At 27.0% G+C, this 22,019-nt stretch carries 34 protein-coding genes and 1 other annotated feature; of the genes, 8 read left to right on the top strand and 26 right to left on the bottom strand.

All coding sequences use genetic code 11. The annotated features are described in order from the left end of the window. Nucleotides 1–11 precede the first annotated feature (11 nt). The 16 genes from IC213_RS00285 to IC213_RS00210 all read right to left on the bottom strand — a co-directional run bounded on the left by IC213_RS00285 (nucleotide 12) and on the right by IC213_RS00210 (nucleotide 6,424). Nucleotides 12–203: a hypothetical protein gene (locus tag IC213_RS00285; protein ID WP_227482699.1), complete on the bottom strand. Its 192-nt coding sequence runs from the start codon at nucleotides 201–203 to the stop codon at nucleotides 12–14. Then, nucleotides 200–421 (bottom strand): hypothetical protein, encoded by a 222-nt coding sequence (locus IC213_RS00280; RefSeq protein WP_227862586.1) that lies wholly within the window; start codon nucleotides 419–421, stop codon nucleotides 200–202. The genes IC213_RS00285 and IC213_RS00280 overlap by 4 nt, the downstream gene beginning before the upstream one ends. Before the next feature lie 15 nt (nucleotides 422–436). Then, entirely contained in the window at nucleotides 437–1,132 is a 696-nt protein-coding gene (locus tag IC213_RS00275) for a hypothetical protein (RefSeq protein WP_227862585.1), read from the bottom strand. A 99-nt stretch (nucleotides 1,133–1,231) separates the two neighbouring features. Then, complete coding sequence (locus IC213_RS00270; protein WP_227862584.1) at nucleotides 1,232–1,594, bottom strand: hypothetical protein; 363 nt, start codon at nucleotides 1,592–1,594, stop codon at nucleotides 1,232–1,234. Next, entirely contained in the window at nucleotides 1,594–1,758 is a 165-nt protein-coding gene (locus tag IC213_RS00265) for a hypothetical protein (protein WP_227862583.1), read from the bottom strand. The genes IC213_RS00270 and IC213_RS00265 overlap by 1 nt, the downstream gene beginning before the upstream one ends. Continuing rightward, nucleotides 1,751–1,909: a hypothetical protein gene (locus IC213_RS00260; RefSeq protein WP_227862582.1), complete on the bottom strand. Its 159-nt coding sequence runs from the start codon at nucleotides 1,907–1,909 to the stop codon at nucleotides 1,751–1,753. The genes IC213_RS00265 and IC213_RS00260 overlap by 8 nt, the downstream gene beginning before the upstream one ends. Before the next feature lie 224 nt (nucleotides 1,910–2,133). Next, the gene (locus IC213_RS00255) at nucleotides 2,134–2,514 is read right to left on the bottom strand and encodes an NUMOD1 domain-containing DNA-binding protein (protein ID WP_227862581.1); all 381 of its coding nucleotides are present in this window, start codon (nucleotides 2,512–2,514) and stop codon (nucleotides 2,134–2,136) included. Nucleotides 2,515–2,526: 12 nt separating this feature from the next. Beyond that, nucleotides 2,527–2,778: a hypothetical protein gene (locus IC213_RS00250; RefSeq protein WP_227862580.1), complete on the bottom strand. Its 252-nt coding sequence runs from the start codon at nucleotides 2,776–2,778 to the stop codon at nucleotides 2,527–2,529. A gap of 118 nt (nucleotides 2,779–2,896) precedes the next feature. Next, nucleotides 2,897–3,346, bottom strand: coding sequence for a hypothetical protein (locus IC213_RS00245; RefSeq protein WP_227483516.1), 450 nt, complete (start codon nucleotides 3,344–3,346; stop codon nucleotides 2,897–2,899). Nucleotides 3,347–3,415: 69 nt separating this feature from the next. After that, the gene (locus IC213_RS00240; RefSeq protein ID WP_227862579.1) at nucleotides 3,416–4,219 is read right to left on the bottom strand and encodes a hypothetical protein; all 804 of its coding nucleotides are present in this window, start codon (nucleotides 4,217–4,219) and stop codon (nucleotides 3,416–3,418) included. 15 nt (nucleotides 4,220–4,234) lie between these two features. After that, the gene (locus IC213_RS00235) at nucleotides 4,235–4,831 is read right to left on the bottom strand and encodes an ERF family protein (protein ID WP_227862578.1); all 597 of its coding nucleotides are present in this window, start codon (nucleotides 4,829–4,831) and stop codon (nucleotides 4,235–4,237) included. A gap of 19 nt (nucleotides 4,832–4,850) precedes the next feature. Continuing rightward, nucleotides 4,851–5,129: a hypothetical protein gene (locus IC213_RS00230; RefSeq protein WP_227862577.1), complete on the bottom strand. Its 279-nt coding sequence runs from the start codon at nucleotides 5,127–5,129 to the stop codon at nucleotides 4,851–4,853. A 77-nt stretch (nucleotides 5,130–5,206) separates the two neighbouring features. Further along, nucleotides 5,207–5,452 (bottom strand): hypothetical protein, encoded by a 246-nt coding sequence (locus IC213_RS00225; RefSeq protein WP_227836280.1) that lies wholly within the window; start codon nucleotides 5,450–5,452, stop codon nucleotides 5,207–5,209. Beyond that, nucleotides 5,442–5,624 carry a hypothetical protein gene (locus tag IC213_RS00220; protein WP_227862576.1) on the bottom strand — a complete coding sequence of 61 codons (183 nt, stop codon included), beginning with the start codon at nucleotides 5,622–5,624 and terminating at the stop codon, nucleotides 5,442–5,444. The genes IC213_RS00225 and IC213_RS00220 overlap by 11 nt, the downstream gene beginning before the upstream one ends. Nucleotides 5,625–5,756: 132 nt before the next feature. After that, nucleotides 5,757–6,086: a helix-turn-helix domain-containing protein gene (locus tag IC213_RS00215; protein WP_227836282.1), complete on the bottom strand. Its 330-nt coding sequence runs from the start codon at nucleotides 6,084–6,086 to the stop codon at nucleotides 5,757–5,759. A 140-nt stretch (nucleotides 6,087–6,226) separates the two neighbouring features. After that, entirely contained in the window at nucleotides 6,227–6,424 is a 198-nt protein-coding gene (locus tag IC213_RS00210; RefSeq protein ID WP_227862575.1) for a helix-turn-helix domain-containing protein, read from the bottom strand. Between the two features lie 74 nt (nucleotides 6,425–6,498). On the opposite strand from IC213_RS00210, the gene IC213_RS00205 reads away from it, so the two are divergent. Then, nucleotides 6,499–6,873, top strand: coding sequence for a DUF6173 family protein (locus IC213_RS00205; protein WP_227862574.1), 375 nt, complete (start codon nucleotides 6,499–6,501; stop codon nucleotides 6,871–6,873). Between the two features lie 9 nt (nucleotides 6,874–6,882). Here IC213_RS00205 and IC213_RS00200 read toward each other — a convergent pair whose 3' ends face one another. Continuing rightward, entirely contained in the window at nucleotides 6,883–7,089 is a 207-nt protein-coding gene (locus tag IC213_RS00200; protein ID WP_227862573.1) for a hypothetical protein, read from the bottom strand. Nucleotides 7,090–7,191: 102 nt separating this feature from the next. Between IC213_RS00200 and IC213_RS00195 the strand changes: the two genes are divergently transcribed. After that, nucleotides 7,192–7,386, top strand: coding sequence for a hypothetical protein (locus tag IC213_RS00195; RefSeq protein WP_227853341.1), 195 nt, complete (start codon nucleotides 7,192–7,194; stop codon nucleotides 7,384–7,386). A gap of 82 nt (nucleotides 7,387–7,468) precedes the next feature. Here IC213_RS00195 and IC213_RS00190 read toward each other — a convergent pair whose 3' ends face one another. Together IC213_RS00190 and IC213_RS00185 are read right to left on the bottom strand one after the other, a co-directional pair. Further along, a complete protein-coding gene (locus tag IC213_RS00190; protein WP_227862572.1) occupies nucleotides 7,469–8,260 on the bottom strand; it encodes an ORF6N domain-containing protein in 792 nt (263 codons plus the stop codon). Nucleotides 8,261–8,299: 39 nt separating this feature from the next. Then, complete coding sequence (locus IC213_RS00185) at nucleotides 8,300–8,503, bottom strand: helix-turn-helix domain-containing protein (protein WP_021423652.1); 204 nt, start codon at nucleotides 8,501–8,503, stop codon at nucleotides 8,300–8,302. A gap of 165 nt (nucleotides 8,504–8,668) precedes the next feature. Between IC213_RS00185 and IC213_RS00180 the strand changes: the two genes are divergently transcribed. Continuing rightward, complete coding sequence (locus IC213_RS00180) at nucleotides 8,669–9,043, top strand: helix-turn-helix domain-containing protein (RefSeq protein ID WP_227862571.1); 375 nt, start codon at nucleotides 8,669–8,671, stop codon at nucleotides 9,041–9,043. Between the two features lie 34 nt (nucleotides 9,044–9,077). Here the strand turns inward: IC213_RS00180 and IC213_RS20865 are convergent, their stop codons facing one another. Next, complete coding sequence (locus IC213_RS20865; protein WP_255618924.1) at nucleotides 9,078–9,206, bottom strand: hypothetical protein; 129 nt, start codon at nucleotides 9,204–9,206, stop codon at nucleotides 9,078–9,080. Nucleotides 9,207–9,703: 497 nt separating this feature from the next. Between IC213_RS20865 and IC213_RS00175 the strand changes: the two genes are divergently transcribed. The 4 genes from IC213_RS00175 to IC213_RS00160 all read left to right on the top strand — a co-directional run bounded on the left by IC213_RS00175 (nucleotide 9,704) and on the right by IC213_RS00160 (nucleotide 15,129). Further along, complete coding sequence (locus IC213_RS00175) at nucleotides 9,704–11,152, top strand: SAP domain-containing protein (protein ID WP_227831655.1); 1,449 nt, start codon at nucleotides 9,704–9,706, stop codon at nucleotides 11,150–11,152. Nucleotides 11,153–11,420: 268 nt separating this feature from the next. Beyond that, a complete protein-coding gene (locus IC213_RS00170; RefSeq protein ID WP_227831656.1) occupies nucleotides 11,421–13,085 on the top strand; it encodes a DUF4041 domain-containing protein in 1,665 nt (554 codons plus the stop codon). A 454-nt stretch (nucleotides 13,086–13,539) separates the two neighbouring features. After that, on the top strand, nucleotides 13,540–13,941 hold the full coding sequence (locus IC213_RS00165) for a type II toxin-antitoxin system HicB family antitoxin (protein ID WP_227831657.1): 402 nt from the start codon (nucleotides 13,540–13,542) through the stop codon (nucleotides 13,939–13,941). Nucleotides 13,942–14,010: 69 nt separating this feature from the next. Then, nucleotides 14,011–15,129, top strand: coding sequence for a site-specific integrase (locus IC213_RS00160; protein WP_227831658.1), 1,119 nt, complete (start codon nucleotides 14,011–14,013; stop codon nucleotides 15,127–15,129). Nucleotides 15,130–15,295: 166 nt separating this feature from the next. Here IC213_RS00160 and IC213_RS00155 read toward each other — a convergent pair whose 3' ends face one another. The 6 genes from IC213_RS00155 to IC213_RS00130 form a co-directional block, all read right to left on the bottom strand. After that, nucleotides 15,296–15,685, bottom strand: coding sequence for a YkvA family protein (locus IC213_RS00155; protein WP_227835287.1), 390 nt, complete (start codon nucleotides 15,683–15,685; stop codon nucleotides 15,296–15,298). A 191-nt stretch (nucleotides 15,686–15,876) separates the two neighbouring features. After that, nucleotides 15,877–16,878, bottom strand: a complete 1,002-nt coding sequence (asnA, locus tag IC213_RS00150) for an aspartate--ammonia ligase (RefSeq protein WP_227862570.1) — start codon at nucleotides 16,876–16,878, stop codon at nucleotides 15,877–15,879. A 58-nt stretch (nucleotides 16,879–16,936) separates the two neighbouring features. Continuing rightward, nucleotides 16,937–17,192 (bottom strand) — a binding site (T-box leader). A gap of 137 nt (nucleotides 17,193–17,329) precedes the next feature. Continuing rightward, entirely contained in the window at nucleotides 17,330–17,923 is a 594-nt protein-coding gene (locus IC213_RS00145) for an aminotransferase class I/II-fold pyridoxal phosphate-dependent enzyme (RefSeq protein WP_227862569.1), read from the bottom strand. Nucleotides 17,924–17,955: 32 nt separating this feature from the next. After that, nucleotides 17,956–18,390, bottom strand: a complete 435-nt coding sequence (locus IC213_RS00140; protein ID WP_227862568.1) for a M20/M25/M40 family metallo-hydrolase — start codon at nucleotides 18,388–18,390, stop codon at nucleotides 17,956–17,958. Nucleotides 18,391–18,449: 59 nt separating this feature from the next. Next, complete coding sequence (locus IC213_RS00135) at nucleotides 18,450–18,935, bottom strand: YjiG family protein (RefSeq protein WP_227862567.1); 486 nt, start codon at nucleotides 18,933–18,935, stop codon at nucleotides 18,450–18,452. Between the two features lies 1 nt (nucleotide 18,936). Next, on the bottom strand, nucleotides 18,937–19,605 hold the full coding sequence (locus IC213_RS00130) for a nucleoside recognition domain-containing protein (protein ID WP_227482733.1): 669 nt from the start codon (nucleotides 19,603–19,605) through the stop codon (nucleotides 18,937–18,939). 387 nt (nucleotides 19,606–19,992) lie between these two features. On the opposite strand from IC213_RS00130, the gene IC213_RS00125 reads away from it, so the two are divergent. Next, nucleotides 19,993–22,017 (top strand): sigma 54-interacting transcriptional regulator, encoded by a 2,025-nt coding sequence (locus IC213_RS00125; protein ID WP_227862566.1) that lies wholly within the window; start codon nucleotides 19,993–19,995, stop codon nucleotides 22,015–22,017. Nucleotides 22,018–22,019 lie beyond the last annotated feature (2 nt).

The raw sequence follows: 22,019 nt of genomic DNA, 5'->3' as shown, positions 1-22,019 counted from the left end.
ATTTCACCCCTTTAATTATTTTCTCCAATTCCAAACCAGTACCAATCTATGAGATTTTCACAAATGTATTCTTGAGCTATTTTTTTCATATATTCTGTCTTTTCTTCATCACTCATACCTTTTAAAACATCATCATCTACTTTAATTTCACCATGAGTATACGAACCTTTTTTATTAGTTTTAACCATTGCACATATTATCACAACTCCACCCCTTCATTCTCAAAATATTCAGCCATTTTCTGACTTCTAGTATCTTTTATAACTTCATCTATCTTATCTATTGTTATGAATAATATCTTGTCATCTTTAGCTAATACTTCTGCTTTTTGTCTTAACATTTCTTTGCTACCATATGTGTAATGTATTTTAATGTTTTCTAACAACAATCCCATTTGCCATCTCAATATATATTTTGACATTTATCCCACCTTACCTTAATAATCCTCGCCATTTGTTAAGTCATAATCATCTACATCATTCCCACAATCTAAGATAATTTTTGAATTATGTGCATATATCTTAAATAGCAAATCTCCAAAATTTCCAAATCCGTTCATTATATCCTTTGATGATATTTCCCTGTTTTGGTATCTAAATGATGCAATCGTTCCATTGTTTCTTAACAGTATAGAATATTCACAATTATTTCTGCTTATATTAGGACACTCATCAAAGTCTATCCATCTTGCCCATTCTGAATTAGAACTTGATTCAAGAATAAATGTTATACAATCTTCATCACCTGAGTATTCATCAAGATTGTATTTATCTTCTTTCAATTCTTCTAACAATTCACTCATTTTGTATTCTTTTTCAATACCTACAAGCATGTTATCCAAATTTCTTTTTAAATGTTCAATACCTTGCTCTTTCATTGTAGTATCTACCTTTTCTTTTATAGCAGTTGCTACAAGCACATTATATTTTTGTATATCTAATTTATCTAAATTTATATTTATATTTTCACTTAGATGTTTTTCAATCTTTTTACTAAAATCACCCCAATTTCCAAAAACCTCATTCACAACTCTTTTTATTGTTTCTTCTAATTGATTTTTAACTGTTTCCTCTACAAATCCACTTTCTTCTAATTCCGCTAGTGCATCATTCATAATTTTATTTAAATCCATTATATTATTCCCCTCTCTATTTTCACTTTTAAGAGTTACAAAACACTTAAACAATAATTTATATTAAGATAAATTTTGCAACTCTCTAAACTGTTTTAATTAGATATTTTGCATATCTTCCATGTATTTACTTGTAAGTTTGCAAAGAACTTCATGCAATGCTCTTCTTGCTAATTCGAACTCTTCTTCTGTCGCTTCTTCATGTATGCTATGTATGCTAAAATTTGTATATCCTTCTGTAAAATTAGAAAAAACTATTTTTATTACTCCATCTCCATGTGTTCCTGCATAAAGAAATTGACTTTGCTTATATGCATGCTCTTTTTTATGTTTCAATTCTTCATATTTCTCAATTTTTTTCGTTATATTTTCTTCTGTACGCTTTAATTGTTTATACTCCTCAAGTTTTTTTATTATATCCTCTCTTTCGCACTTTAATTGTTCATATTCTTCTTCACACATTATTCTTCTACCTCCATATCAAGCCACTCTTTGCATTCAACAAAACAACTATAGATACAAGTCTCAATTTCATAAGCACAATACTCACAAACACAATCAGTACTCCCAAGAAAATCAGCCATTCCATCCTCATCCAAACTTTTTATCATTTCAAAATTAGTCATTCTTAACCTCCTCTTTATCTCTCAATAATTTACGAGCTTTTTCTTCATCATAACTGCAAATATTTCTACCATCACAATAATGACAAAGTAATCTAGTATTTTTAGTAATGATAGGAAACATTTTTTTACAAATATCTAATCTATCATCCATTCTTATACACCTCTTTTATTATCATAATTTTCACACTCTTTTAGATTCAATCTATACTCATAAACCCTGCCTACTACAATGCCTATCCCTAATAACATTAATCCACCTAAGATATTCATTTTTCTAACATCTCCTCATACTCATATCTACTTAATATTTTTATAGCTGTATCAATCGCTTTATTGATTGAGCACTTTCTCTTTTTTATTATCTTTTCAGCCAATTTAATTACCTGCTCCACATTTGCTAGCACCATTTGTCACCTCTTGAATATATTCAGCTTTCCAACCTTCTCTAGTTACTCTATTTTCTCTAGCTAAACAACTAGCATAATCTCCACTAATCTTTAAGTATTTACTTGCATCCTTTGCACTTTTGAATATCCTAACTTCTCCAGTTTCAATATTAAAAACTTTTATAGGTTTACTTTTGGTATCGTTAGTTGGTTTTTTTCTTATTTTTTTGAATTTCGATTCATCAATTTTCAATTTTATTTTCTTACTTTCATTTGCTTGTCTTATTTTTCTTAGATTAAGCTCAAATAGGTCTTCCAAATCTATTACTTTACTCAAATATTCTCCTGCATCCACCCAAATCTTAGCCATAACCTCTCCCCCTTATTCAACTGGCATTTGAAATATTCTATTTGCGTTGTATCTTATTTTGTTAAGTGTTATATAATCGTACTCAGTTCCATCCGCAACAAACTTTTGAATTCTGTCTAGTATTTTCATGGCTCTTTCATTACTTTCATATTCGCCTATTTTTTTAACGCCATCTTCAAATACTGCATATACTTGTTCTCTATTCACTTCAATTCTATTAACTCTCATTAAATCTAATCTATCTTGACTTCTAATTATTATCATTTTTAATACCTCCACCCTTATTTGAATCTAACTCATACATTTTATCTATTAAAAGTCTTAAAGCCCTTCCAGCATCTGAACTTTTTTCGACCTGCAAGTTTCATCTTTAAATTTAATTCTAATTATTTACAATATTATATTTATCATCTTCTCTCCATCCGAAATTGTATGGTTTTATAATATTAGATATTATATCTTTACATAAAAGCATATAATCTTTTATTTTATCTTCTGATTTATCTAAAATACATTCTAATACATCACATCCACTACAACTTCCATAACCAACATATGTCATAAGATATTCACGTTCATCAGGTTGATATGTTTTTTTAGGTATTAAATATAATAAAGTACCTTGATAATGTCCATCATTTATTTCACTTATATTGTCGCTATCCCACTCATCATCCTCATCTATATTATCATTCAAAATATATTTTACTGATAATTTAACCAAATCTTCATAACTACAATAACTATCATTATTAATTAAATCAGATGATAATAATGCTTCACGTAATCTTGTTTTATTTTTTATCCACTTTTCTTTACAATATTTTATCATTTCTAATCCCTCCAATATTTTTAACTTCTAGGAAGTAATATTGTATAACTACTCCCTAGATTATTTAACTTATCCAAATTTACTTTTTTCAAGTTGACCTCTCTTAGACATCTCACATAATTCTTTATCTGTGTATTTGTCAAAAGTCTGATTAAAGTTATGAAACTTATTCTTATTATGCTTACTTGGTATAAGCTCAAAATCCCTCTCTAAAGCTGTTATAAGATAACCTGTGATACTTTTTACATTATCTGTATTTTTAACTAGCTCTAGCTTCTCTATTAGATAATTTATATCTCTCTTTGTATGTATGAATACATCAACAATTTTTTCAATGTCTTTAGATTCTAAATCAAAATATCTTTTTATGTTATCCACAACCACCAAATATTTTTCTTCTTTTTCTTTTTGTTGTTGTTTTTCTTTTTCTTTTTGTTTTTCTTTTTGTTTTTCTTTTTCCCCATAGTCTATAGATACTGTATCGATAGGGTATCCATAGTCTATACATACTCTATACATATACTCCCTAAACTCTTTATTTTTAATGGCTTCAACCTCTTTTAAGATACAAGTACGCACTTTTGGACTTTTAGAAAAATTATGTTTACTCCAGTTTATGATTAATATTTCTTTAGTTTCAGAATCATATTTTATTTTTCCATACTCTATAAATCTTTTTATTAACTTCTCTACAGTTTCTCTGTTGTATCCTGTTTGCATTTCCATGATTTTGTAAGGCAGTTCATAACACCCACATTGACTTGCTCTACCATTAGTAAGCAAATAATTATAAAAATATTTTTCTTCAGGAGTTAAATCTAGTACAAAAGCATCATCCCAAAAGTTAGCTTGTAAAATTCTATACTTTGCCATCTTATCACCTCCTATTTATGCACCTTTAAAGGCTTGTTTCTCATAAGCTGTACAAACAGCATCATATTCACTTTTATTTAAATCTTTTATGTCTTTTCCTAATTGTTTAAAAATCTGTTCTTTTAATAATGCTTTATTAACTCCAACGCTATTAGCTATTGCATACAATCTAGTTATTTGTTTATCAGTTATTATTCTTTCACTTGTATTTTTATCTTGTTGAACATTATTATTTAAATTATTCTTAGCTGTTTCTTTTCCACTTACTGCATCAAAACTATCATTCTCAGTTATGTTGAGTAACTGAATATACAAATATCTAGTTTGATAGGTTTCTATACCTCCTAGTGCTTGCAACTCATTAGAACCCTTCAACTGTAAATTTCTCATTGGAGAAGTGAATACAATCTGTTCTGTTGGGTTTTCTCCATTAATTAGTGTTAATGTTGCATAGTCATTTGTAAAAACTACTATAGGGCATAATTTGGCTTTTTCTAATAGCTCTGTCGCTTGTGGCAAGAAGTCTGCTAACTCAAAATACTTGAAGTTAACGAACTTATTCTCTCCACTTTTCTTTAGATTTAACTTACTGAACTTAACTCTTACATCCATCAATTTAATGTAAATATTATTAGATTCCAATTCCACCACGCTCCATATCCTTTATATTTCTTTTTAAAACACCTTCCCATCCATCTATATAGTCCCCATATAAACCATCTGATTTTTGCTTTTCTAAATCTTTTTTAAACTGCTCTATTGTCCAATTTTCTTTATGCCTTTTTATACAATATTCTAGTCCTGCAATACTTCCTAAAGCTTGCTCTGCTTCTATTCCTTCAAATCTAGTAAACTTTAATATAAATAATCTATTTTCTAAATCCTTAATTATCTCATTTCTAGTTTTCATTTCTTCCCCCTTGTGCTATAATATAGCTATAATTTTTTTGATTTACCTTTGAATTGAGCCATTGCAGTGGCTCTTTTCTACATTATTTGAACACTTAATGGTCTATCTGTTTCAAATTCTTCTCTCATTAGCAGTTCTTCTGCTTCTTCTGTATCTCTTTCTATCCTTTTGTACTCTGCATATGCTTCATGCTTAATTCTGTCTTGCTCATCTGTTGTAAGACTTCTATTTGCCCATGCTCTTTGTACTATATCTAAATATATTAAGTATTGTGCTTTTCTGTATTTTTCTATATCTTTGATTAATTCTTGTCTACTTTTCATTTTCCACTCCTCCTATTGATTCAATTTCTGAATTTAGCATAAGCAAAATATCCTCATATGCTCCTAATTCTTTTTCATCTGCTCTACACTTATATCCAATTGACTTTTTATATTCTATACTCTCATTTAGAGCCTGTATCTTATATTCTAAAAATCTTTTAGTTACTTCCATGTTCAATCCCCCTTAAAGTTCAAGACCTCTTTGCTTGCATTCTTCCATATAACTTATACACTCTATATAAAATTTTGGTGTAGGTACTTTTTTATGTTTTTTACAGAATCTTAGAAACCATCTTAGAGTCATTTAAATCACCCCCTTTCTCTTTTTCATTACATTTCTATCTTTCATTGCATTTTTCATTACATATTCTTCAAAAGAAATCAAATCTATCCTATATGAACTACCCAAAGGAATTACAGTATAATGTTTTTGTGCCATTGCTTCTCTTATCATGTTTCTTGCAGTTGAATCAGACACTTTTAGGTACTCACGGAACTCCTTTACTGTAACTAAATCCATTCTTTTAATTCCTTCTCTATCTAAAAACATCTTTATGATGTCTGTTGTATCATCTCTTTGCATTAATTCTTGCACTAAATCTTTTGTGTCTATGAATTGTAATGCTGTGCTCATTTTTATCTCACCCTTTCTGTATATGTAGATTTATTATTTAAAGAAAACTTTGCTAAATTCAATTCCTAAAAAGTAGAAAATTAAAATTAGAACTGCTCTAAGTAATAATGCTTTTTCTTTATTTTTCATTTTTATCACTCCTATCTTCCAACTAATTCATCTAATGTAATGTCTAAATAGTCAGCTATTTTTATTAAAGTGTTTATGGTTGGATTTTTCTTTTCATTTCTTAAAATCTTATAGAATCCACTTACATCTATCCCCAATTCTTTTGCTAATTTATAAGGTTTTATATTTCTTTTTCTTAGTATTTGACTTATATTGTCACCTATTAACACTTAATCACCTCAGTTCTACATGGTATAATATAAATATGGAATATATTCTAAAATTTTTAAGAGGATGGTGTATTATGCAATTTCCAAACAAAATATCTAAAGAATTGCAAGAAGCTATAAGAAAGTCAGTCTCTGATACTTCTAATACAGAGCATTTTTTCTATGCTGAATTTCAATATGAAATTATTCTTAAATCCATAGAAGAATTTGAAAAAGAACTTGATGATGAACATGAAATTGCTCTAAAACTGACTAATTTCGGAAAAGATGTATTAATGATTGTTGAAGAAATAGGTTATCATAATCCTTGCCTAATTCACTACTATGGTATAGTAAATGGAGTTTATTCTGAAATTCTTCAACACACATCACAAATAAACTTTATGATAACTTCAGTAAGGAAAACTGACCCTTTAAAACCTGCTAGAAGAATAGGTTTTAAGTTGTAAATATTATCCTTATTTCCTAATTCTTTCTTTAGTAATTTCACTAATTTTTCTTTTTTCTTTTTTATTCATCTCATGTAAATACAAAACCATACATTGGTACATGCAATCTATAAAATCACTATTTGATTGAGCTATTAACTGGCTAAATAACTGTGCTTGTAATTGGTTTTCAAGCATGGTTATTCTTTTCTCTATTTCTTCTATCTTTTCTCTCATATAGTTCACTCCTTTTTGAATATCCTGTATCTATTTCTTAACACATTATCTCAATACACCATGTTATAATTAACTTAAATTCTAATGGAAGCTGGTGTTATCATGAAATTTGTTTATGTTAAGATATTTAATAACTGGATTGATATAACTGATATTGGCACTATAAATGGTTGTAATGCAGTAGAATATATTAATGGGAACCTTGATGAGATGTACTCTAGTAATTATGTTTCTGTAGATTACAAAGATAAAAACTATTGCATTCATCCATCATGTATTCAAATAGTTACAAAATAAAGTGTTTATCTCTCTTTAAAAAACTTTTAAGGGAGATATTTTTATTCTATATTTAATTTTCAAAGTGCTAGTTCAATTTAAACTAATTCTTACTTAAATCACTTGATATTCCGTATTTTAAAGCCATGTCTTTTACAATGGTCACATAACCCTCTATAAGCTTTTTATCGTCTTGTATTACATCTAAATTATTCACCTTATCTCTTTTAGATTCAGATACCCCTTCTTCTGCCATCTTTCTTCTTTTATTGATTAATCTTCGATTTAAGTCAACTCCAAACCTATTGTTTAGTAACTCGTAACTTTCTCTTCTAAGCATGTTTATATGTTCAAAACCACCTTGCTGTTTTGCTATTCTTGCAATTAGTTGTTGTGTATCCTTTCTCCAGTCTGTAGCATTTAATGAAACAACTTCTTTTATTGTTTTAACTTCTGTTTTTGCTTCTAATGCTATATTATTTGCTTGATTAACTTGTAATCTTAAATCTTTCATTTCTTTTAAACTTTCTATTAATACATCTTCTATACAAGATGGTTTGTGTTGCTTAACCTTAAAATATGTTTCTTCTAAATTATCAAACTGCTCCCAAGCTTTGTCTGTGTCAAGAATCTTGCAATGTCTATTTGCCCCTCTTTCAGTCCAAAGATACATTTTAGAAGTAAACTTTAGGTTTTCATATTCTGTATGAATACCTTTAAAATTTTTTAAGTCATCACCTTGCAATAAGAAATAATGTTTACCTTCAATAAATCTCTCTTTATTATTATTGAAATTGTTACTTATATTTCTTGCATCTGTTTCATATACATCTGCTAGTTGCTGTGTAGTTAGAACTCTTTCGTTGTTTCTTTCTATTACTTGTAAGTTATTCATATTTATCTACTCCCTTCATTAAATTTCTATTTTAGAAATTTAATTTGTAAAAAAATTTTCTATATCACAATCAAGTATCTTAGATAATTTAGGCAACATATCAGCTCTAATTGAATATTGACCTGTCTCGTATTTAAAATAAGTTGATGCGTTTTTAAAACCTAATTCTTTTGCAACATTTTGTAAAGATAAATTTAATGTATTTCTTCTTTTTTTTATAAAATCATGGTTTATTTTCTTCATACATTCACCCCAATTTCTATTTTAGCAATTTCTATATTTCAATAATATCATTTCTAAAATAGAAATTCAAGACTTTTTTATATTTATTTTAGAAATTTTTTATTTCTATTATAGAAAAATATGCTATTATATTTCCATAATAGAAAATTTTCGAGGTGATTATAGATGAATGTAAGTCAAAGAATTAAATATCTTAGAGAAAATATGAATATGTCACAAAAAGAATTGTCTGAAAAAGCAAATATAAATACAAGTGTTATGAATAGAATAGAATCTGGGGAAAGAGCAATAAGAGATGAGGAGCTAATAATCTTTGCTAAAATCTTTGATGTATCTACTGATTATATTCTTGGTTTATCAGATACAGAAAAACTAAATATTGATGAAAGCTATGAATTTATAGATAATTTAAATAGTCCAGATGATATAAAAGAGCTAATAAAAATAGTTCTTAGCTTAGATGAAGAGACTAGAGATAAAATGTTAAAAATCGCAAAAGTATTTGTAACAGAAAAAAATATTAAACATAATGGCAATTAAAGCTGATAAATATAACATATTTGAAAGAGAGGAACTATACCTCTCTTTTTTCTTTCTCTTCTTTCAACATCTTTTTATACTTCTCAAATTCCTCTTCCTCAACTTCTTTAAAGTTTTTAAATAAATTCTCTAGTTCTAATATTAATCTTTTTGAATACTGCACATATACCATCCCCCTCTTGCAAGAACTTACGTTCTTATTTTTAGTTAAAAACTCCCAACAATTTTTAATAAAGCTTATGTAATTATATCCTTTTATTTCTAGAAATATTTTTAGATTATTCAGAATTGTCTTTGATAATTATCTTACTTACATAATAATACTTTTGATTTGTTAATGCAATAAAAAACTCGGAATTGTAATGAAAAAATCGAATTTTGTAGTCAGTTGTAAGTTTTTTCCAATTGAATATATTATTAATCGAGTTTTTTATTATATTTTTTTATGAAAACCTATTTTTATAATATTTTTTATAATAATTAACACGATGCTTATTTTACTTTTTATAACTTGTAAATATAGTATTCTTTTAAAAATATTTAATTCTATATTTTTCCCAATATATATATTCTTTGTATGGAAAATTTTATATACTTAAATTACTATCATAAGATAAAATATATTAGAAATTAATTAAATCCAGAAAGGAGTAATTTTTTATGAGCATTTTAAATCTATTTAGAAAAAATAAAAACAAAAATAATATTGATTGCAATGAAAAATCAAATAAATCAAAACAAACCTATAATAACACTATGACACCTTCACAAGAATGTAATTCTATTTCATCTCATAATGTAGAAGTAACAAATGAAATTAATAAAGTATTGAATGTGGGTTATAATGATACAACAGATTTATATGAACTAGAAAAACAAGCAAGAGAAAAATCGGATGCTTTATATGATATACATACTAATAGTGTTAGTGAGTTTAACCCACAAAGCAATATATTAGAAACAGATACTAAACCACTTACATCAATAGAAAAATCTTTCTTAAAATACATAATTGGAGAAAATATATGTGAGCCTTATATAGCAGCTTATTGGACATATGAATATAATATTAACTATTCATATTTAATTTCTAAGTTTTTCAATATGGATTATCTTAAGATTTCAAATTACATTGAAGACCTTACTAAATTAACAGTTTCTGAATTGAAAGAAATATTAAAATCTAATAATATTAAATCAACTGGTAAAAAGGCTGAATTAATAGAAAGGATAGAAAAAGAAATCTCATGTGAAGATTTATCTATTTTTTTTAGTAGCTCCAACAAATATTATGCTTTAACAGATAAAGGAAAAGAGCTGTTGAAAAATGTACATAAATCTGCTACTAAAAACATTGACCTAGAAGACCAGTGTTTAGAATTAATTTATACTGATAAATATGAGGACGCATATAACTTAATTTGTAAATATGAATCCTCTAAAAATATCCCAAGAGGAATTAATGTAAACTGGGAAAGTCATAAAATTACACCTGCACAAATTAGGTCTTACAAAACCATAAAAGAATTAGACATAAACTTAAAAGACATACTCTTAGATAATATAATTAAATCATCCTATATACTTTGTGATATGTTAGGAAATAATGCCAAAACTTCTATACTAGTAAAGCGTTTAGTAGGAGAAAAAATTGATAATATAGAAATTAATAATGCCATAAATAGTATAAATGATGTAATATACAATCACTCTACTATAATATATAGTGAGACTGATAGTAGTAGTAATAAAAATTTACATTATATAGACATTGTTAAAAATAACAAATCAATACCATTCGAAATTAATAATAAAAATTACAACTTCAAAATTAATGAAAATGAAATCTACTTTTTTAATATACTTAAAATTAAAATGTATGAAAATGAATTAAAAAATAATTTTGTCTTTGATAGAATGTCAGATGGAGTATTCAACGCATTTGATGCTTCAGGCAACTTCATTGGTAAAGTTAAATTGCAAGGTAGAAAAAAATGGATAATGTACATGAAAAATGAATTTGGTTCAGAACATATTTATGGCGAATTAATTCACTTAATTGATGGTATTGATGCTTGGATTGAATGTTCAAAAGAATATCTAAAATAGCAAAAAGAGCCACTTAAAATGATTAAAACTCATTTTAAATGGCTTTTCTTTATGCTCAAAATACTGATAACATACGTGTAAGAATGCTCTATTATTTTTTAATTTCGGTTAACATATCCTTATAATCCAATTGAATTCTTTTAAATAATTACCATTTTGTTTTATTCTTACGTTTTTTTGCAAATATATGGAAATTATGCATAAAATTTTATATACTTAAATTGTTATTATCATAAAGTAGAACAAAAAAATAAAAAGGAGTTTTAATATGAACAATGAAAATGAACAGTTAAAAAGTGATTTACTCATCAACGATGAAAAAATCAAAAATCTTAATTTCAGGATACCTTGGTACTACTCTTTATGGACTATATCCCTACTAATTCTTTCTACATTTTCAACATACTCTATATCATTTATAGTTGCAATAATATTCTTATTCAAAAGAAATAAGATAATGAAAAAACATAAAGATAGTATTAGTATGTTATTATCTGATGTCGAAAAAATCAATAATAAATATATTTCATTAAATGATGAAATTAAAATGAAAGAAAAATACTTTAAAGATTTATGTGAATCAAATGAAAAAACTTTAAAAGAATTATCCAATCTATTAGATAAAAAGAAAACTGAAATCGATAAATTTGATTCAGAAAACCAAGATAAATTTAAACTTATTGAAGAATTAAAAATAGAAAAAGAAAGACTTGATAATCTTATAAAGGATAAAAATATACTTAAGGATAATATTAATACTTTAAACTCTCATTTAGAAGAATTAAAAGATGAGAGGGAAGAACTTAGAGATATAAATGAAACTTTAAAAAATAAAAAAGAAGCGCTAAAAAGGCTATCAGAGGAATTAATACAGACTGAAGATGAAGTTCTACTTCAATCATTCGGATTATATAATCCAAAATATGATTTTGAGAATTCTGACGAGTATATGGAAAAATTAAAAGAAATAAGAGAAATGCAAAAACTATTAATAAGAAATAAAACAGGTGTAAAATATTCTGATTCTTGGACTGTTGATGGAAGCGTTCAAAAAGGTAGAACTATGACTAATCAAAATATTAAAACAGCTCTTAAGCTCTTCAATAGTGAGTGTGACATTGCTATGTCAAAAGTTAGTTTTAAAAATATTGATGCTGTAGAAAAAAGAATACGAAAAGCATTTACTGATACAAATAAATTAAATACTTCAAATAAAGTTTCTATAAAAGAAAACTATCTTAATTTGAAAATAGATGAGCTTTATTTATATTATGAATACCTTCAAATGAAAGAAGAAGAAAAAGAAGAACAAAGAGCTTTGAGAGAACAAATGAAAGAAGAAGCTCTTGTTCAAAAAGAAATAGAAAATCAAAAAAGAAAACTAAAAAAAGAAGAATTACAATTTAAGAATGAATTACTTAGACTAAAATCAACTATACCAGAAGATGAAAACGACAAATTAGAATGGGAACAAAAAATCAATTCTATAGAAGAAAAACTAGCTTTACTATCAAAAAATTTAGATGATGTATTAAATAGAGAACAAAATACAAGAGCAGGACATGTATACATAATCTCCAATATTGGTAGTTTTGGAGAAAATATATATAAAATAGGAGTAACTAGAAGATTAGACCCAACTGAGAGAATAAATGAATTAAGTAGTGCATCAGTTCCTTTCAAATACGATATACATGCGACTATATTTAGTGAAGATGCGCCTAAATTAGAGTCAGCTTTACATAAAGCTTTTGATAATAAAAGAGTTAATAAGGTAAATAATAGAAAAGAATTCTTCGAAGTTACTCTTGATGAAATAAGGTCAGAAGTTGAGAAAAATTTCGATAAGACTGTAGAATATACGAAATTAGCAGAAGCACAAGAATATAGACAAACGTTAAAAATACAAGAATTAAATAATAAATTAGCTTAAATATATTCAAACAATTATAATTTAATAAAATATTATTTTTGAATATCTGTACCAATTTGTGATATAATAATAGCAAGGAGATAAAATTTACTTTGTAAAAGGTGAATTTCTCTAATTGATTAGAATTTAAAAGTTATTTCTTTAAATCACCCTTATTGGCGTTTGGGTGATTTTTTATTTTGTCATAAATGTAAGCTGATACAATACCAGCAACTATACTCAATAAAAAGTTAATTAACACATAAATTCACCTCCTTCCTATATTGGAATTTGGCGTTTATATGAGAAAATCACCCTTAGCTTTTCAATTTTATTTTCCTTGCTAAAAATATTATAACATATAATTCTTACATATTTTACCTATATATTACATTTAAATTTCTATTTTAGTTTATTCTTCTTATTTACACGTATATAAGCACGTTTTATAATATAACTGTAAGGAGTTGATAAAATGAAAAAAGATATATATTTATATCCTGCTATACTAAGCTATGATAGCGATGGTATCTCTGTAGAATTTCCTGATTTGCCAGGTTGCCTTACATGTGCAGATACAACAGAAGAAGCCTTAAAAATGGCAAAAGAAGCTCTAGGGCTACATCTGTATGGCATGGAAGAAGACAATGACATAATTCCAAGTGCAACTACTATAGATAACTTAATTTTAGAGAAAAATCAAATACCAACTTTAATAGAGATATATATGCCTATTCACAGAAAAGCTATAGAAAATTACTCTGTTAAAAAAACTCTTACTATCCCACAATGGCTTAATAGAGAAGCTGAAAAAAATAAGGTTAATTTTTCTCAGATACTTCAAGAAGCTTTAAAAAATCATCTTAATATTCATTAGATATAATTAGAGCAGTCTAACTGCTCTTTTATATAAATTTTATTCAAAACTTATAAAGGGAGTGTACATATGAATATCAAATCAGCTTTTATAAGAAAAAGAGGAGAAAAATTTCATGTATATGTGGAGTATGTGGAAGAAGAAACTGGGAAAAAGAAACAAAAAAGTTATGGAAGTTATGAAAAGAAAAAGGATGCTGAAAAACATTTAATTGAAATAAAATCTACTATAAACAATAATAAGTTTGTTGCTCCAAACACTGTAACGCTTGTAGACAGATGCTATAGATACATAGAGGAAAAAAAGGATGACTTTTCTCCATATACTTTAAGAAACAGAAAAAGTATAATTAGAAATCACATCCAACCTTTTTTTGAAGATATAAAATTAATTGATATTAGTCCAAACCTTTTACAAACATATGTCAATAAAATATATAAAAAATATTCTTTGAATTCCGCAAAAAATTCGATTAGTTTTTTAAATGCTTTATTGCATGAAGCTTATCGACTTAGAGAAATACAAGAAGATGTTTCTAAGTTTGTAATAACTCCAAATAAAGAAAATGCATCTACAACTAATTTTTATACCAAAGAGGAGGCTCAGATACTGTTAGAAAAGTGTCTTGATACTAATCTAGCTATACCTATCTATTTTATGCTAGGACTTGGTCTACGCTTTGGAGAAGCTGTAGGAGTTAGATGGTGTGATGTTGAACTTAATAAAGGCATTATACATGTAAAACAAACAATGGTACATGTTGATGGTAAAGTAACTTTTAAATCGCCTAAAACAGCTAAATCAAGAAGAGCATTATCAGCACCTGATGAATTAATAAATTTATTAAAAGAAGAAAAGCTAAAACAAAACAAATTAAAATTGCAAGGAATATTGAAAAATGAATTAGACCTAGTATGTCTAAACTCAAAATACAAAATTTGGACTCAACAAATGTTTTTTAAGCCTTTTAAAAGATTGTTACTTTCTAATAATCTCAGATATATAAAATTGCATGAACTTAGACATACAAATGCAACTTTGATGCTATTATCGGGAACTAATATAAAAACTATATCAGAAAGATTGGGGCATACAGATATAAAAATAACTATGAATAAATACTCTCATGTTTTAGAAGAAATGGACAAAGAAGCTTCTGATAATTTAAGTAAAATCTTATTTAAATAATCGTCAGTTCTATGTCAGTAAGATGTCAGTTAATCATATATTTTTTTATTTGTCAGTTAGATGTCAGTCAAATATTTATTACTAGACAGTAGTAAAAAGCAGTATTTTACTACTATCTAGCAGCACTTAATATTGTATAATATCTAAGCATAACACTTATAAAATGTTATTCTTCTTCATCTTTTATAGAAAATTCTACATTTTCAATTATATTTGAATGTTTATCCTGTTTTGCAATAATTCTGTACTTATTAATTTCTTCATTCACAATACCTATACTCCAAATTAATACTATAGCATCATCTATAAATCCAAATGCTCCAGCGAGCATTTCAGGTATTATATCAATACCAGATACAAAGTAGGATACAGTAAAAACTAATACAGAAACTACTTTGACCTTATCAATTATATTTATTCTTTTATCTGTCATAAAATCTGGTAGTTTAAGTAAATCAAATATAAAAAGTAATCCAAACTTAGCATTTTTAAATCTTACTAAAATTTTTTTTAAAGTATCTAAAATTATATCAATAAATCTTTTTAAAAGTTCCATATTTATCACCTCTTATAATCATAGGTTACTCTACATTATAACCGATATAATTAATTTGATGAATATTTTAGATATAAATTTTATTAATTAGTTTATACTTAAATTGTATTGATTACATATGGACAGTTATATAATAACTTAAGTATTTTAAATTATTTATAATTTTCACAATAATATTAATTTATTTTTAATTATAACAATTCAATTCCTGAGTTTCTAAAATTTTCAATCATATCTTGTGGCCATACTCCAACTTGTACTTCCCCTATATGTGCCTTTTGCAAGAAATACATACAGATTCTTGATTGACCAATTCCTCCACCAATTGTATATGGAAGCTCACCATTTAAAAGCATTTTATGATAATCAAATTCTTTTCTATCTTCACATCCAGCAAGCTTTAACTGTCTATCTAGTGATTCTTCATCAACTCTAATTCCCATTGATGATAATTCTAATGCAGAATCTAGAACAGGGTTATAAAATAGTATATCTCCATTTAATTCCCAATCATCATAATCAGGGCTTCTTCCATCATGTTTTTCTCCTGATACTAATGTCTTTCCTATTTGTGTTATAAATACAGCTTTTTTATCTTTTACAATTTTATCTTCTCTATCTTTTGGCGATAACTCTGGATACATATCTTCTAATTCCTGTGATGTTATAAATGTTATTTCTTCTGGTAAAATTTCTTTTATACCTTCATACATACTACACACAAATATTTCAGTATCTTTAAATACTCCATATAATCTTTTTACAACGTCTTCTAAAGTTTTTTCATTTCTGCTACTTTTTTCTATAACTAATTCCCAGTCCCATTGGTCTACATATAAAGAATGTATATTGTCCAATTCTTCATTTTTTCTTATTGCATTCATATCTGTATATAAACCACTTCCAACTGCAAAACCATATTTTTTAAGAGCTAATCTCTTCCATTTTGCAAGTGATTGAACAATTTCTGCATTTTTATCCATAAATGGTATATCAAAGCTTACTGCTTTTTCTCCATTTAAATTATCATTTGCACCTGTTTCAGGCAATACAAATAGTGGTGAAGAAACTCTTATTAAATTTAACTCATTACTCAATCTCATTTCAAAGAAATCTTTTAATTTTTTTATGGCTACTTGTGTATCAATTACATTTAGACTGCTTTTATAATCTTTTGGTATTATTGTACTCATACTATTCACTCCCTATATTCTATATATTTTTCCATTAAAAAAACCTCTCATCCCTATAAAAAGGGACGAAAGGTTGCTTTTCCGCGGTACCACCCTGATTAGTTTGAAATAGATTCAAACCCAGCTCATAATGTACAGATATTACTCGATACATCCCAATATGATAACGGTTTGGTTCCGACTAAGCCTACTCTTTTAAAATTTCAGTTAGCAACTCCAGGATGTTCTTCACTATAGACTTCATATTGGTCTCACACCATCACCAACTCGCTTTAATTACATTCTATACCTACTCTTCCTTTCAACGTCTTTAAAGTTTTATTTTTACTTTAATAAAAGTTAACTTTTGTGTTTTCTATTTATTCATAATAGTATGATAAGTGATTAGTTAAATTTTGTCAAGTTTATTATTTTTTATTTTTTATATACTTTATACATTTTTCCCCATGTTTTATAAGTTTTCAAATGTAGTTTTTAATCTATCCATACATTCTTTTAATAGAGATTGTGGGCATGCTACATTTATTCTTTCAAACCCAATACCTTCTTTTCCAAATATATAACCTTCATCAAATAATACATTGGCTTTTTTAAACATTAAATCTTCAAGTTCTACTTCATTTAATCCATAAGCAGTAAAGTCTAGCCAAGCTAGATATGTCCCTTCTGGATAAACAAGTTTAACTTTTGGTAAGTATTCTTTTAAGTATTCATCAATAAATTTTATATTATTATCTAGATATTCATTTAATTCATCAAGCCAGTCTTCACTTTCATTATATGCTGCAATAGTAGCTACAATAGCAAAAGGATTTGGTGAAGTACCAACTCCAACAGCTGTAACTTCATCTTGATACTTCTTCTTTAACTCTTTATTATTCACTATTATATTGGATAATTGCATTCCAGCTAAATTGAATGTCTTACTTGGAGCTATACATGTGACTATTTTCTCTTTATATTCTGGGCATAATGATTGTAAAGGAATATGTTTAAATCCTTTTCGAATTAAGTCAGAGTGTATTTCATCTGCTATTATCCACAAGTCATATTTTTTGCATATTTCTACGACTTTTTTTAATTCTTCTTCTCTCCATACTCTACCAACAGTAATGCTCCATAAAGTTTTTCTTCACCTGGTTGAAAAATTATTTTAAGTTTTCCTTTTTTTACTAAGTCCCTCTCTTTTATTAAACTTGCAGCTGTTAGAAGCATGGAAGTGTGACCATCATGACCACAAGCATGTATCATTTTCTTTTCTCCATCTATTATAAATTCTAATGCATCTATATCTGCTCTTATCGCAAATACGGGCCCTTCTTTTTTTGAGTCTATTGTTACTATAATGCCAGTTCCTGCAACACCTTCATCTATATTTTCAAATCCCATTTTTTTAAGTTCTTCTAAAATAAATGTAGATGTCTTGTATTCTTCAAATCCTTTTTCTGGAATTGTATGTAAATAATCATACACCTTATGTACATAGTCAATATAACTTTTATTATTTTCCATAATATAATACCTCCATAAATTTTAATTTTTACCTTATATTACTCTTTTCCATATGTTGTCTATACTACAAAATAATTCATTATAATCATTGCAATACATCCATTTAAAGTTGCTATTATAAACATATGTGGATAGTATTTAGTTTTTAATTCGGCTGTTCCTAACAACCTACCCATAAACTGTATCTGAGCTCCTGAAAGTAATAACATTGGTAAAAGTATTGCAACATGTGCTTGATTTATTTGACCTGCTGTAAACAAGCCAGCTATTACCCCAGAAGCTCCTCCCATTGATATAAATATTGTCATTATTGCAGTTGCTGCAACACCTGGAAGTCCAAATATGCTCATTACAGGTGTGAAAATTGTTCCTATTATATCCAAAAGACCAGTTAAATTGAATATAGAAATTATAGCAAAACCAAATATAACATTTGGAGCCATTGAATTTGTGCTTATTTGAAACCCGTTTCTAGCTCCACCAATAAATGCATCTATCACATTTCCTTTTTTAACTTTCACCTCTTTTTTTGCTATATCACTCATATTAAGCTTCCTCCTTTTCGAATTTATTTAAGTATAATCTAAGTAAGTTTGCTCCAACAAATTTCATAATTAAGATTAAGGCAAGTGGTATAAATATTGGAACATCGCCTATAAATGGAAACAATGCTGCTCCTGAAGCAAAGAAATTTGTGATTGCAGATGCTCCAGAAAACTGAAATGCACAGAAAACAGCTTTTTGCTTTTCATCTATATACCCATCATCTTTAAGTTCCTTAGTCATAGATGCAGCAGCGTCTGTAGATTGTAAACTAGCTATTAAAGTTAATCCTGCAAATCCAGGTAATCCTAGTAATGGTTTTAATAGTGGACTAAGAAGTTTTTGCGCTGCTTTCATACCATCTAAGTGGTCTATAACTCTGACTATTCCAAGTGCAAACATAACTGATGGTATTAAAGTTAATGCATATAGCCATCCATCACGAGGACCAGTCCCTCCATCCCCTCTGAAGTTTGCAGCTAATATACCTACACCATCATTAACTGTCCCCAGTGAACCAAAGTTTCCTAATACATTATTAAAATCTAGTACTTTTAATGCTCCAGGTGCATCTTTAAATATTCCTGAAAAGAATAATGCTCCTAATATTAATGCTACATACCCATACCATTTAACTTCTATTTTTTCTGTTGTTGATTCTAACTTGCTCATATAAATTCTCCCTCCTGCTTAAATAAATTTTATTAGTACACCTTTTCATTAAGCAAAACCCATGCCAATACTTTAATAATAATATTTTTTCATTTGTTTTTTTATTGTTAATTTTTTACATCATATAAATTGCTTGCAATTGCTAACTTTTTAAACTTATATTTATACATCTTTTATTGTCATGCAGTAGAAAAATCTTTATATTATAAATATTTTTCTATATAATTTTTCAAACTAATTTTATAAATAGGATTTTATAGGATAAAAACCTATAAAATCCTATTATTTAGCTAAATATATAAATTTATCATGTTATTTGTTGTATAATATAACTTGTTCTGCTCTTAAAAAAGCAAACTAAATATTACCTTAGTTAGGAGAAATAAAATGGACAGAAAAAAATTAATCCTTATAACATATGATAAATTAAATGCTGACCACTACAAAGAAGAGTTAATAAGCTTTTTTGGAGATGAAATAAGTATAGAAACTCAAAACATACTTGATGGTATAAGAGAGAATTTAGAGGGTGATGTAGTTCTTTCTCTATCACCTTTAACTAGTAATTTTTTAATAAAGCATTTCAAGGAAGATATTGAAATTATCCATGGAACAAAGGCACTTTCAAAGCTTGGATATGAGAAAATGATGAAACTACCTCCAGGTACAAAATCATTACTTATGACTACCAATAAAACTTCAGCGTTTGAAATGGCTACTTATTTATATAAAATAGGAATAAATCATATCGATTTTGTACCAACATACCCAAACTGTGAAGAAATATATGATTTAGATACAGCTATAACACCAGGTCAGACTAGATTTATACCAAAATACATAAAAAATATCGTTGACTTAGGTTGGAGAAAAATTTCATTAGATACATATATGTCGTTACTAGTAGTATTAAAGCTAAAAAACGAGAAGTTTATAGAAAAACTATACAAGCTATCTAAGGAAATACTTAGTCATGATTTTTTAAATACATCATTAGATAATATATCTAAATTAAAAACTATACTCTATATGACTATTGACGAAATTGGAGATGGGTTAATATTTTTCAATACATTCAACAAGGTTACATTTGTAAATAAATCTTTACTAAGCATGTTGGAATTAGATGAAAAGCTCATAAAATCACCTTCTTTAATGGAATATTTACCAAAGAGTTTTTTGGATAAAATCACTCAAAATCTAAACATAGATAATATGATTATATACATAGATGAAATAGACAAAAAATTTATACTATCAAAAAAACCATTTTATCTTTATAAAAATATAGAAGGTTGCTTAATTACATTAAAAGATGTAAGCAAGATAGAAATACTAGAACAAAAAATAAGAAGTGACTCTGTTAAAAGAGGTTATATAGCCAAGTATAAGTTCAATAATATAATTGGAAATAGCACTGTTATAAAAGACTGTATCAAAAAAGCAAAAAAAATGGCTCTTACAGATAACCCTATTCTAATAACTGGTGAAACAGGTACTGGTAAAGAAGCTTTTACTCAATCAATACACAACCATTCTCCTAGAAAAAATAAACCTTTTGTAGCAATAAATTGTGCTTCACTTCCAAGTGAGTTGCTTGAAAGTGAACTGTTTGGATATGAAGATGGTTCTTTTACTGGAGCAAAAAAGGGTGGAAAGAAAGGATTATTTGAATTAGCTCATACTGGAACCATATTTTTAGATGAGATAGGAGATATGCCACATGATTTACAAGTAAAACTCTTAAGAGTTTTACAAGAAAAGGAAATTAGAAAAATTGGTGGTACAAATATTATTCCAATTGATGTAAGAATACTAGCTGCTACAAACAAAAACCTAGAAAAATTAATTTTAGAAAATAAATTTAGAATGGATTTGTTTTACAGGATAAGTATGTTCACATTAGATTTGCCTCCTCTTAGAAATAGATTAGAAGATATACCATTTCTTTTAGAATCGTTTTTAAAAGAACTTCCATATAAAAATATTAAACTCGATAAAAATCTATTAAAAGCTTTAAATTCTTATACTTGGATGGGCAATATCAGAGAATTGAGAAATTGTATTGAATATATGGCTTATATGGGTTCTAATCAACTTACGATAAATGACTTGCCACAAAATATATCTTCAAAATTAAATAATCATCATATGTTAGGAAATACCTCTATATTTCATGATTTAAATCAATATGATAAAAATATATGTGTTTCTATCCTAAAATCGTTATATATAAAGCCAATGGGAAGAACAAAACTCATGAAATTTATGGAGCATAATGTCACAGAATATGAAGTAAGAAGTATGCTAGAATATTTGACATCTAATGAATATTTAACTCCTGGTAAAGGAAGAAAAGGTAGCTCTATCACCGAAAAAGGTATAAAAATTATAGAAAATAATATATTTTAGTT

The sequence above is a fragment of the Clostridioides sp. ES-S-0049-02 genome (genome assembly GCF_020658465.1).
Classification (GTDB): domain Bacteria; phylum Bacillota; class Clostridia; order Peptostreptococcales; family Peptostreptococcaceae; genus Clostridioides.
The sequence above is the reverse complement of the archived record's forward strand: the minus strand, read 5'-3'. Positions and strand labels throughout refer to the sequence as shown.